Source organism: Spirosoma sp. (genome assembly GCF_048594605.1).
In the GTDB taxonomy this organism is placed as follows: Bacteria; Bacteroidota; Bacteroidia; order Cytophagales; family Spirosomataceae; genus Spirosoma.
In genome coordinates this window covers 1-11,883 of sequence record NZ_JBMDWV010000222.1, presented here as the reverse complement: position 1 = coordinate 11,883, position 11,883 = coordinate 1, and the positions used below count along the sequence as shown (strand labels likewise).

The following is an 11,883-nucleotide window of genomic DNA, read 5'->3' as shown; positions in this document are numbered from 1 at the left end:
CGCTCGGCGGCTACCATCGAGATAGCTTCGGCTGGACAGGCAACGGCACAAAGCCCGCAGGCCGTACAACGCTCACGTCCTTGTTCATCGCGTTTCAATACGTGGTGCCCCCGGTATACAGGTCCCAGATACTTTTTCACTTCGGGATACTGTATAGTTACCTTCTTCTTGAAAAGGTGGCTTATCGTAATGCCCAAACCGCTAAAAAAAGCGGGCAGGTACATCTTTTCAGCCAGCGTCATTTCTTTATTGCTGACTTGTTTGGCTCTGTTGGTTAGTTGCATACTGTTTGTTTGAAGGTTGTGGTTTACGATTTGATTCACTACGTTCTTTCAAATCGTAAACTTCAAACATGGTTTACGATTGTTGCGGATAAACTTCTCGCTTTGGTACACGCACGGCTGTTGTTATCGCCAGTACAATCATGACAATTGCAATCAGCCAGCTAGCATACTTAAAATTATACAATAATCCGGCACCGGTAATAACGATATTCAGGATTGAAAGCGGAATCAATGTTTTCCAGCCCAGATTCATCAGTTGGTCGTAGCGGAACCGTGGCACCGTCCAGCGAACCCACATAAAGAAGAAAATAAAGAAGAAAATCTTTGCAAAGAACATAAGCAACTGAATGACCGTACCAATATTATGCCCTGCAACTGCACCCATCGATTTTTCCAGCGCAGCTCCGACTTCGTTCATGAACGGATAATGAAAACCGCCGAAATACAACGTAGCAATAAACGCCGACGACACGAACATATTGATGTACTCAGCAAATAGATAAAAGCCGAGTTTCATAGAGCTATATTCGGTATGATAGCCCCCAACAAGCTCGGTTTCGCACTCAGGTAAGTCGAATGGGGTACGATTACACTCAGCAAAGGCGCAGGTCAGGAAAATAATGAAGCCCAGCGGTTGCGTAAATACGTTCCACTCGAAGAAAGTTGCCTGTTCGTTTACAATGGCACGTAACGACAGCGAACCCGTCATCATCAGAATTGCGATGATCGACAAGCCTAATGCAATTTCGTAGCTAATGTTCTGCGAAGCCGCGCGAATTGCTCCTAACAGCGAGAATTTGTTGTTGGAGGCCCAGCCGCCAACCATGATGCCATAAACACCCAGCGATACAACGCCGAAAATGTAAAGTACACCAATGTTGACCTCTGTTCCCTGTACAGGCACTTCGTAGTTCACGTTGTTCCACGCAAACCGGATGCTGTCGGCAAATGGAATAACCGCACTCGACATCAATGCCGTAAGCATAGTTAACGACGGCCCCAGAATAAAGAGCCATTTGTTAGCCTGCGCCGGAATAAAGTCTTCTTTGAAGAACATTTTTCCACCATCGGCCAAGGGCTGCAAAAGTCCCCATACACCGGCACGATTTGGGCCAAGGCGGTCCTGCAAAAAAGCAGCCGCTTTGCGTTCACCCCAGGTTGAATAAGCTGCAATAGTAAGCGTTATAATGAAGATAATCAGGATGATAATCCCTTTCGCAGCTAATATGGTTAAGTCCATAATTTACATTGTAAAATTTAAGGTTCTGGTTCCAGAGCCGAGGGTAATACTTTGGCGAAGCGTTCAGGCGCCAACTGCTGAATCTGCAATTGCGACGTATCACGTTCGTCGTGAATCTGTTTGTATTCAGCTGCCGCCAGCCGTTGGCCAAACGAGGGTTTGATTGTATCGCTGCGATATTTATTGGCCGAAATAACCGAACTACGTGAAATTTTAGTCGGCCCTTCAATTGTCCAGTCGCTGGTTTTCTTTTTCTCGAAGCGGCAGGTATTGCAGATAAACTCGGTTACTTCATTCCATTCGTTTTTACGAGCGGTTACGCGGATTACGTCATCACCCCGATACCAGAGCGTTACGTTACCCGAACAGGTTGGGCAATCGCGGTGTGCATCGACAGGCTTGGTAAACCAAACCCGGTTTTTGAAACGATACGTCTTATCCGTCAACGCACCTACCGGGCAAACATCAATTACGTTGCCTGAGAAATCGTTATCAATTGCTTTCTCGATATACGTGCCGATTTCAGCCGCATCACCCCGGCCCAATACGCCATGAACCCGTTTGTTAGTAATCTGATCGGCCGTAAATACACAACGGTAGCACAGAATGCAGCGCGTCATGTGCAACTGAATGTATGGGCCTAAATCTTGCTTTTCAAAGGTACGGCGATCTTCTTCATAGCGTGTTGTAACCTTGCCATGGTCGAACGCGAAGTTTTGAAGGTCGCACTCGCCAGCCTGGTCGCAAACGGGGCAATCGAGCGGGTGGTTGAGCAGTAGAAACTCAACGATTCCGTTACGTGCATCTATTACCTGAGGGTTCGTTGTATTTTCTACGATCATACCATCCTGAACAGCTGTTAAGCAGGAAGCCACCAGTTTTGGCATTGGCCGGGGATCTTTCGCTGAACCAGCGGCTACACGTACCAGACAGGCCCGGCATTTGCCACCACTGCCTTTCAATGGCTGATAGTAACACATGGCCGGAGGAGCCACCTCCGGACCAATTTTGCGGGCGGCCTGCAAAATGGTCGTTCCCGGCTCCACTTCGACTTCAATACCGTCGATGGTAACTTTCAACAATTGCGGCTTTACGTCTTCCATATTTCAATACGGACATTGTCCGTTTACCTTATCTTATTACGTTACGGCTGTTAGTCCGTTTAATTTATACCAAAGCCATTTCGCCCCGATACACAGCGCCGGGTTGAGTAGCTTCGGCTGGATGATCGATGTGCCACTGAAACTCATCACGGAAGTGACGAATGGCGCTGGCAACCGGCCAGGCCGCTGCATCACCAAGCGGACAAATGGTATTACCTTCGATTTTTTTCGCTACGTCGACAAGCAAATCAATGTCGTGCTGATGGCCATGACCGTATTCAATGCGGTGGAGAACTTTCTCCATCCAACCCGTTCCTTCGCGGCATGGGCTACACTGTCCGCAGGATTCGTGGTGATAAAACCGGGAGAAATTCCAGGTGTTACGTACAATACAGGCCGTTTCGTCGAAAACAATAAAACCACCTGAACCGAGCATGGTGCCTGTAGCAAAACCGCCTTCAGAAAGCGATTCGTAGCTCATCAGCCGTTTTTCGCCATTAGCCAGTGTTAGCGCGAGATTAGAAGGCAAAATGGGTACTGACGAACCACCCGCTACCAATGCTTTAAATTTATGACCGGGGCGAATTCCTCCGCACCATTCATCGGCAAAAATGAAATCCTCAACTGGAACGCCGAGATCAATTTCGTATACCCCCGGCTTACGGATATGGCCTGATGCGGAAATCAATTTGGTGCCGGTGCTACGTCCAATACCAATAGCGGCATAAGCATCACCGCCATTGTTGACAATCCATGACGTAGTAGCAATTGACTCTACGTTATTCACAACCGTTGGGCACTGGTAAAGCCCTTTTACGGCTGGAAACGGCGGTTTGTTCCGTGGATTTCCGCGTTTACCTTCCAGCGATTCAAGTAAGGCCGTTTCTTCACCACAGATATAGGCGCCACCACCGGGTTGTACAACCAGTTCAAGATCGTAACCCGAACCGAGAATATTTTTCCCTAAAAAACCTTTTGCTTTCGCTTCGGCAATGGCTTTCTCCAGAATATGAATAACATACATCAATTCACCCCGAACGTAGATGAACGATTTATTGGCTCCCAACGCGTATGATGAAACAATCATCCCCTCAATCAGCAAGTGGGGAATCATTTTCATCAGGTAGTGATCTTTGAACGTACCGGGCTCCGATTCGTCGGCGTTACAGACTAGATACCGGGGAACACCTTCTGGTTTAGCCAGAAAGCTCCATTTCATGCCCATAGGGAAGCCTGCACCACCCCGACCACGAACGCCCGCTTTTTTCACTTCTTCAACAATGGCGTCGGGCGTCATTGTTTTCAGCGCTTTTTCAACAGCGGTATAGCCGCCTTGTTTCCGGTAAACATCGAATGTCTCAATGCCGGGAACGTTAATATGCTCGGTTAGTATTTTGGTTGCCATTCCTTACTTCGACAATTCGTCAATGATTTCATCTACACGCTCGTTGGTCAGATGCATGTAGTATTTCTCCCGAATCTGGAAAACAGGCCCCATACCACAGGCTGCCAGACATTCTACTTCCTTCAGCGTAAATTGGCCATCTACTGTCGTCTGACCAGTATCGATGCCAAGGCGCTGTTTTAGATGAGACAGTACATCATCGCCCCCCATCAGGCAGCAAGGGCCTGTACGGCAATACTCAATAACGTGCTTACCAACCGGTTCAATATGGTACATGGTGTAGAACGTAGCTACTTCATATACTTCAATAGGTTGAATATCAAGCAGCCGTGCTACGTAATCCATACCTTCAGGACTCGTCCAGCCTTCCTGCTCCTGTAGTAGGTGAAGCAATGGCAACAAAGCCGACTTCTGCCGACCTTCGGGGTAACGCGCAATAATTTCCTCGGCTTTGGCTGCTCGCTCAGGTGTGAAAACTACTGCCTTATTTTCAAGAGTCTTACTCATAGTTAAAAACTATAGACCGCTCATTCAACGGCCAGTGAAAACGGTATTACGCATCCAGTTCACCTGCAATAACGTTCAGGCTACTCATGATGATAATGGCATCGGACAGGGTCAGACCTTTACACATTTCTGGAAATGCCTGATAGTAAATAAAACATGGGCGACGGAAATGCAATCGATATGGTGCACGGCCGCCATCACTAATCAGGTAGAAACCCAGTTCACCATTACCCCCTTCAACTGCATGGTATACTTCGCCAACCGGAGCGTCTATTTCCCCCATCACAATTTTGAAGTGATAGATGAGCGCTTCCATGTTTTTATACACTTCCTGTTTCGGAGGTAGATAATATTGTGGCGCATCAGCGTAGTGCGATCCTTCAGGCAGGTTATCCATCGCCTGTTTGATAATACGCAGGCTTTGCCACATTTCTTCGCTACGTACCATGTATCGATCATACGTATCGCCGTTCTGACCGATGGGAATATCAAACTCAAAATCTTCGTACGACGAATACGGATTCATAACCCGCACATCGTAATCGACACCGGCTGCGCGTAAGTTTGGACCGGTAAAGCCATAACTCAAAGCACGTTCGGCGGTGATACTCCCTACATTGATCACACGGTCCATGAAAATCCGGTTACGATTAAACAGATTTTCAAACTCCTGCAACACTTTCGGGAAACGTTCCAGAAACTCACGGATCTTGCGAATGGCTGTTGGCGATAAATCGCGCTCCATTCCGCCGATACGTCCCATATTGGTAGTTAGTCGTGCTCCACAGATTTCTTCGTAGATATCGTAGATTTTTTCGCGCTCCTGGAATACGTACGTAAAGCCCGTTAACGCACCGGCATCAGCACCTAAAATACCGTTACAAACGATGTGGTCGGCAATACGAGCCAGTTCCATCATAATAACCCGGATGTATTGGGCGCGCTTCGGAATATCGATTCCCAGCAGTTTCTCAACCGTCATGTGCCACCCCATATTGTTGATGGGCGATGAGCAGTAGTTCATGCGGTCGGTTAACGTAGTAATCTGATAAAACGGACGACGCTCGGCAATCTTTTCAAACGCGCGATGGATATAGCCAACAGTTTGCTCGCCTGAAACGATTTTCTCACCATCCATTTGCAGGATATTCTGGAAAATACCGTGCGTAGCGGGGTGAGTAGGACCGAGGTTAAGCGTTGTCAGTTCGTTAACGTATTGAACAGGACCCTGTTCGGTCGGCAGGTTTTTATTGGCTATATCGAGTTCTTCAGAAACCATATTTCAATAATTGAATAATTGAATAATTGAATAGCTGAATGAGAGAATCAATCATTTAACAACTCAACAATTCAATCTTTATCGTCCAAACAATGCGTCAATTTTATCTTCGCGGGTCTCGTCTTCGAGCGGATATTCTTTGCGCATGGGGTGGTAATCCATTTCTTCCATGTTCAGTATGCGACGAAGATCCGGGTGCCCATCGAAAATTACGCCAAACAGATCAAACGTTTCCCGCTCCATCCAGTTCGCACTAGCATATAACGTAGTAGCGGTCGGGACGTGAATATCGTCTGCAGACAAATAGACCTTGACACGTAACCGGAAATTATTGACCAAACTATGCAGGTGGTAAACAACGCAGAATTCCTGACCGGGCGAGTCAGGATAATGAACAGCCGTAATATCAGTCAGAAAGCCCACCTGATACGTAGCATGGTCTTTCAGATATGCAATCAACGGAATGATGTTCTCCCGCGTTGTTGAAAAGGTTAGCAGATTGTATGGATCATCAAAATCCCGAACAGAGTCGCCAAACTGATTAATAATTGTCTGTGCAACTTCTTCGTTGGTCAGCATACTGATGGGTGAACAAATGATTGACTAATTAGCTAATAATCGTTGGTTCCTGCGTAAAATGGAACAACGATTCTATGCACTACTGAATATTATATGAATTCAGTAAGTGTTGATACTCTTCTGTATTACGACGACGTAGGGATTCATTTTTCGCTAATTCCTGAATCTGAAGCACGCCTTCAATAATCTGCTCAGGGCGGGGCGGGCAACCCGGTACATAGACGTCAACCGGAATGATTCGGTCAATGCCTTGCAATACGCTGTACGTGTCGAAAATACCTCCACTGGATGCGCATGCACCAATAGCCACTACCCAGCGCGGTTCGGCCATCTGCAGATAGACCTGTTTTACAACGGGGGCCATCTTTTTGGCAATGGTGCCGGCCACAAGCATCATATCGGCCTGGCGGGGTGAAAAGCTGTTACGTTCAGAACCAAAGCGTCCCAAATCCCAGTCTGAAGCTAGCGTCGCCATGAATTCAATGCCACAGCAGGACGTAGCAAACGGTAATGGCCAGAGCGAATTTGCTCGGGCCAAACCTATAATCTTATCAAATGAAGTAGCAGAAAAACCGGGGCCATCATAACTCTCCGGAGCTTTTGCCAGCTTAATATCAGTTGCCATATAACGTTGTGATTGCTTACTTTAACAACGAATAAATAGGATCTAAAATTCACATTTAGACACCTATTCCCATTTCAAAACGCCTTTTCGAATAATGTAGTAGAAACCAGCCAGCAGCAGCCCCATAAACAAAACCATTTCGATAAAACCCGTCATGCCTAAGCCCTTGAAATTAACGGCCCATGGATATAAGAAGATGACTTCTACGTCGAAAAGAACGAACAGGATAGCAATCAGAAAATACTTGATAGAGATGGGTGTTCGTGCGTCGCCCTGAACCGGAATACCACACTCGAAAGGGTCGTCTTTTTTCTGGCTGTTACGCTTCGGGCCAATAGCATGGGTAACCACCATTGTAAAAACAACGAATCCAACGGCTATACCAAATTGAATAAGTACAGGCAGATAGTCTGCCGGAACGTAGGTTGTATTCATAGAGAGTTAGGTCGAAAAAATCGGCACAAAGGTAGCGATAAAACCAATAGGCTCACGACAGATTTTTGTTGTCGTAATAGGTCAAATATACACTTAAAAATAGAATATTTAAACCCTGCGCCTTAAAACAATAGAAGCCATTCTGTACAGAATGGCTTCTATTTAGGATCATAAACCCGATTTAGTGATTTATAATAACACGCCTTGAAATGTCGAATCCAGCTGAGCGAACCCGAACCAAGTAAACACCTGGTGACAACCCTGAAAGATCAAACGCTTTGCGTTCGCTAAAGGAAATGCCCTGGCTGGAGAAGAGCAGTTGTCCGGTAAGCGAGAACACATCAACATTTGCATTTTGTAGATCTTCAAGTGTCTCAATTGTAACTCTACCATCAGAAGAAGGATTCGGATATATACTTACTCCCCCATTTGACTGATCAAACGTAAAGGCTCTCGGCGTACTATAATCTGAGTAACAGGTGAGACTAGGGCTGTTACTCAATGTAAATGTTGTTTTTGCCCGCGCCGAATAATTGGCAGAAACGACAACTTTTACAACAGCGCTGTTTTGGGGAATAATTTCTCCGCCACGACGCCAGTCAAATAAATCGGACTGCCCGCCTGTTGGGGTTGGCAATACTGCCTGTAATGAATAAGCTCCTATTTGCTCAACACTGGGCGTTGGTATTTTGGGTCTGACAGTCAGGCTTATTGCTGACGATTGAGCGGATCGACAGCCATATACGTTTTGCGCCCATAATGAATACGTTCCAGCATTACTTACGGTCAAATTTCGACTTGCAGTAACGGCTGTACCGCTGGTCCAAACCCCAATACTGTTTGCCGACGTATTAGCAACCAGTGCCAAGCTTGAATCCGTACAGATTTGTTGCTGTTGAGCAGCTATCTTGTTTAGATCACTCGCCAGAGAGATCGTTGGCGTTGCAGGCTGGATTGGTGCCTGTACGTCAATTGCTGGCGATAAATACGTATTACCTGTTCTATCCTTTAACGTAGCTCTGTAAACACCAGGCTGCGTAACATTAAGACTCTGTGTTGTTTGTCCTGAATTCCAGTTATAAGACCTGTATAAGCCGGGTAAGCTTACCGTCAGACTGTTGTTTGAAGCTGAACACGTAACAGAGAGAACGGGCGATGGCAATGGCGGTAATGGCCGGGAGCTGGAAAAAAACACGGGATTGAGACTTTGGTACCACGCTTGCGCCAGATCATTTAGTCCTTTATCACCAGGGTTGTTCGTAGGCCTGTTACCAAAGTGTACATCGTCAAATCGAGGAATCTGAATATTGTCGGTAAAGGGTCCGGCGAAAACGTTATTGTTGTACGTATTGATTACGTCGTTTTGCGCTTGGATAATATCCTGACTCACTTGCCCTAAATTATATGAAGACCTTGCCAAAACCCAGGCCGGATACCGATCCGTATCAGCGCGAGTTTTATTGACAATGTACTGCATTGCGTTACGATACTCAATCCGGGTGGAGTGCAATGGTACATTGTCATTTTCACCCTGTTGCCACAAAACAGCGCGTAGCCCTTGAAGCGAGCAGTAATAACGTAGTGCAATGACCAGGTTGGCATAAGGCATACCCTGAGGAAAATTCTCATTTGGTGTCCCGATCGCAAAAATGTTTTTAGTGATGGTACCGTCCGAACTTTCCTGCCAGTTCTTGATGGTTGTTCCAGCCCAGGCAGTGTTAATAAATAATACAGGAACACCGTATTGTTTTACAATCAAATCGCCTAATACGCCCCAGCACCAGGCGCCTTGCCCGCGTGGCCCGATTAGTGAATTTGCGCTCAACTGCTGAAAGGTAGGTGCCGGTGGATCGTTCAGTGAATTTGCAGCTGTATTGTCGTACGTAACGCAATTGACCCGGTCGTCGGTAGCACCAACAGCTCCGTAATTCAGGAACCCCTGTGCGTTGGATTGACCAGTAATGATAAATACTTCACCGATTCCCACTTTTCGGATTACGTCGCTACCTATAACTCTGCCGCCTGCGAAACTCTGGACTTCCAGACGATACCATCCTCCCCGCGCTTTTAACGAACCCTGAAAAATGCCCCCTTGTGGATTTTTCTGTATAGTCACCCAGTCCGTGTTAAATCCTTGACCACTTTCTTCAGCCTGCATACGAGCCTGAACACTGTCTGCAGGCTGATATAAGCTGCCAGACAAATAAATGGTGCTGGTATTGTCGTTTTCTCGCTGAAAAATCGCCCGGCTTTCCGGGTAAGTAATTTTAAGTGCCTGAGTATTCTGAGCTGACACCTCCAAACTGAGGAAAGTCAAAATGAGCAAAAACAGACGTAGTACTAAATAGTTTTTCTTCATTTTTAATGATCAATCAATAATCTGCCTCCGGTCTTTTAACGCATTACGCTGAATTAATTAAAAGGCCAGATAACCCTTGATCACCTTATTAATATCAATTTAACATAAAGTGATTTTCCCGGTAAAGTGCAATATTAAGTCTAATTTTTTAGATTAAGCGGCATATATGAAATTAATATTACAATCCAAGTAGAATTCGCTTGGAAACATCGAAATCCGCAGCCTGCACACGAATAATATAAGAGCCAGCCGGTATGCCACTAAGCACAAATTGCTTTCGTTCGTCGAACAAGGGGACTACCGTTGTGAATACCTGTTGCCCGTGCAACGTTAGAATTGTAACCGTAGCATTGACCAAATTTTCTAATGTCTCCAGCACGACGATTTTGTCTGGATTCGGATTCGGATAAATACTAACCCCTCGGTTACTTAAATCGGCAGTGAATGATAAGGGAGTCGATGGGCGGGAAAAGCAGGTTAATATTGGCGAATAAATTGTTGACGAACGCGCCGTATAAAGGCCTGACTGGTTCGCTTTAATAATCGCTGAGTCAAATGCTAACGAATCTGTTCCCCTATACCAGCGAAACTGCGTACCGTTTGACGAACTAACAGCTTCTAAAGTGTATGTGCCAATAGCATTAACCGTTGGCGGATCAGGTAGCGGTCTTAATTCAACAACAATACTGCCCGCCTGAGCAGATATACAACCGTTCTCGTCACGTACTTTGGCGGAATATGAACCTGCTGCTCCCGTGATAATACGTTGCGTTGAATCGCCTGTACTCCAGAATACGGTATAAGGTCCATCAACACGTAGCGTAACCGTCTGCTCTTCACAAATGATACGGTCAGGAGTGGCAAGAACAGTTGGTGTGGCAGGTAATGGATTAACTTTAACAGCTATAACTGTCGAGTAAGGAGATAAGCATCCGATCTGGTCGCGGGCTTGTGCGGCATAATTTCCAGATGACGTAACAACAATGGTTTTGTCATTTTGTCCACTTGACCAAACTACGTCCAGCAGGCTGGTTGCGGTTAAGGCCACGCGATTACCATCGCAAAATGTGGTTGCTCCACTTGCCGAAACAGAAGGTGATGGAGGTAATGGATTAACTTTAATCGTAATGACATCCGACTGCACAGAACTACAGCCAAACTGGTTACTCGTCCGAACAGCAAAATTACCAGATTCGTTAATCGTGATGCTCTGAGTAGTTTGACCACTGGTCCACTGATAGGCTACGTTTTGAGGTGCTGTCAGCGTAATGTTACGATCAGCACAAAATGTTGTTGGCCCATTTGTAGAAATAACGGGTTTGTCCGGTACCGGATTCGCCGTTACGTTAATTGTATTAGAACGTGCCGATGTGCAATTAAACTGATCAGTTACCGTCAGAAAGTACGCTCCTGAAGCTCCAACACTAATGCTTTTGTTCTGCTGCCCATCACTCCAGTTATATCGAACATTATCTGTCTCGGTACGTAATACAGTATTGTCACCCTGGCAGAACGTAGTGGGTTTATCATTAGCAATCGTGGGAGTAGCAGGCAATGGCTTTATTGAAACGGATAGAATATTGGATGTAAAATCACACCCGCTTACATCACGATATCGAACGTAATAAGATCCTTCGGTATTTGTCGAAAACGTCTGCGATGTAGATACGGTCGTATTATTCTGCTGATTGAGCCATGTTACGTTTGGATAATTAGTGGTTAAATTCAGACTGTTGCCCGCACACACGTAGGGTAAACCATTATCCGTAACTGCTGCAATAACATTGGGAACATTTACCTGAGCCGAAAAAAATGTATTCCCCAAATTATCTTTAATCTTCGCCTGATAAATACCCCCTCCTTTTGTAATCGAGCTTCCTGATTCTCCTGAATTCCATTGAATGCTCGAATAATTTCCATTAACACTAATTCTTAAGTTGTTGCTACCAGCACAGGCCACTGAAACAGTAGGAGCTAATGCAGGGCTTATAGGCGTTGAGTTCTGAAAAAAAGTATCATTCAAACTACTATTCCAGGCGTTAGCTACCTCTACAAGTCCGTCGTAAT

General features: G+C 45.8%; 11 protein-coding genes. All 11 read right to left on the bottom strand.

What is annotated here, in order from left to right; genetic code table 11:
- Positions 1–284: 4Fe-4S binding protein (locus tag ACOJS8_RS14230; protein ID WP_420149211.1), on the bottom strand; the 284-nt coding region annotated here is incomplete at its 3' end.
- A gap of 73 nt (positions 285–357) precedes the next feature.
- Entirely contained in the window at positions 358–1,524 is a 1,167-nt protein-coding gene (gene nuoH / locus ACOJS8_RS14225; RefSeq protein ID WP_420149210.1) for an NADH-quinone oxidoreductase subunit NuoH, read from the bottom strand.
- Positions 1,525–1,541: 17 nt separating this feature from the next.
- Positions 1,542–2,627, bottom strand: a complete 1,086-nt coding sequence (locus ACOJS8_RS14220; protein ID WP_420149209.1) for a 2Fe-2S iron-sulfur cluster-binding protein — start codon at positions 2,625–2,627, stop codon at positions 1,542–1,544.
- A 64-nt stretch (positions 2,628–2,691) separates the two neighbouring features.
- A complete protein-coding gene (nuoF, locus tag ACOJS8_RS14215; RefSeq protein ID WP_420149208.1) occupies positions 2,692–4,032 on the bottom strand; it encodes an NADH-quinone oxidoreductase subunit NuoF in 1,341 nt (446 codons plus the stop codon).
- 3 nt (positions 4,033–4,035) lie between these two features.
- Positions 4,036–4,539, bottom strand: coding sequence for an NADH-quinone oxidoreductase subunit NuoE (nuoE, locus tag ACOJS8_RS14210; protein ID WP_420149207.1), 504 nt, complete (start codon positions 4,537–4,539; stop codon positions 4,036–4,038).
- A gap of 46 nt (positions 4,540–4,585) precedes the next feature.
- Positions 4,586–5,818: an NADH dehydrogenase (quinone) subunit D gene (gene nuoD / locus ACOJS8_RS14205; RefSeq protein ID WP_420149206.1), complete on the bottom strand. Its 1,233-nt coding sequence runs from the start codon at positions 5,816–5,818 to the stop codon at positions 4,586–4,588.
- Positions 5,819–5,896: 78 nt separating this feature from the next.
- The gene (locus tag ACOJS8_RS14200; protein ID WP_420149205.1) at positions 5,897–6,397 is read right to left on the bottom strand and encodes an NADH-quinone oxidoreductase subunit C; all 501 of its coding nucleotides are present in this window, start codon (positions 6,395–6,397) and stop codon (positions 5,897–5,899) included.
- 79 nt (positions 6,398–6,476) lie between these two features.
- Positions 6,477–7,022 carry an NADH-quinone oxidoreductase subunit B gene (locus ACOJS8_RS14195; protein ID WP_420149204.1) on the bottom strand — a complete coding sequence of 182 codons (546 nt, stop codon included), beginning with the start codon at positions 7,020–7,022 and terminating at the stop codon, positions 6,477–6,479.
- A 63-nt stretch (positions 7,023–7,085) separates the two neighbouring features.
- Positions 7,086–7,457, bottom strand: coding sequence for an NADH-quinone oxidoreductase subunit A (locus ACOJS8_RS14190; protein WP_420149203.1), 372 nt, complete (start codon positions 7,455–7,457; stop codon positions 7,086–7,088).
- Between the two features lie 181 nt (positions 7,458–7,638).
- The gene (locus tag ACOJS8_RS14185; protein WP_420149202.1) at positions 7,639–9,816 is read right to left on the bottom strand and encodes a T9SS type A sorting domain-containing protein; all 2,178 of its coding nucleotides are present in this window, start codon (positions 9,814–9,816) and stop codon (positions 7,639–7,641) included.
- 178 nt (positions 9,817–9,994) lie between these two features.
- Positions 9,995–11,883, bottom strand: a 1,889-nt coding sequence (locus ACOJS8_RS14180; RefSeq protein WP_420149201.1) for a T9SS type A sorting domain-containing protein, incomplete at its 5' end; no start/stop codon positions are given.

Bases quoted from the DNA above. Each gene is read 5' to 3' on its own strand.
- nuoH (WP_420149210.1), bottom strand. From the start codon at position 1,524: ATGGACTTAACCATATTAGCTGCGAAAGGGATTATCATCCTGATTATC.
- ACOJS8_RS14220 (WP_420149209.1), bottom strand. From the start codon at position 2,627: ATGGAAGACGTAAAGCCGCAATTGTTGAAAGTTACCATCGACGGTATT.
- nuoF (WP_420149208.1), bottom strand. From the start codon at position 4,032: ATGGCAACCAAAATACTAACCGAGCATATTAACGTTCCCGGCATTGAG.
- nuoE (WP_420149207.1), bottom strand. From the start codon at position 4,539: ATGAGTAAGACTCTTGAAAATAAGGCAGTAGTTTTCACACCTGAGCGA.
- nuoD (WP_420149206.1), bottom strand. From the start codon at position 5,818: ATGGTTTCTGAAGAACTCGATATAGCCAATAAAAACCTGCCGACCGAA.
- ACOJS8_RS14200 (WP_420149205.1), bottom strand. From the start codon at position 6,397: ATGCTGACCAACGAAGAAGTTGCACAGACAATTATTAATCAGTTTGGC.
- ACOJS8_RS14195 (WP_420149204.1), bottom strand. From the start codon at position 7,022: ATGGCAACTGATATTAAGCTGGCAAAAGCTCCGGAGAGTTATGATGGC.
- ACOJS8_RS14190 (WP_420149203.1), bottom strand. From the start codon at position 7,457: ATGAATACAACCTACGTTCCGGCAGACTATCTGCCTGTACTTATTCAA.
- ACOJS8_RS14185 (WP_420149202.1), bottom strand. From the start codon at position 9,816: ATGAAGAAAAACTATTTAGTACTACGTCTGTTTTTGCTCATTTTGACT.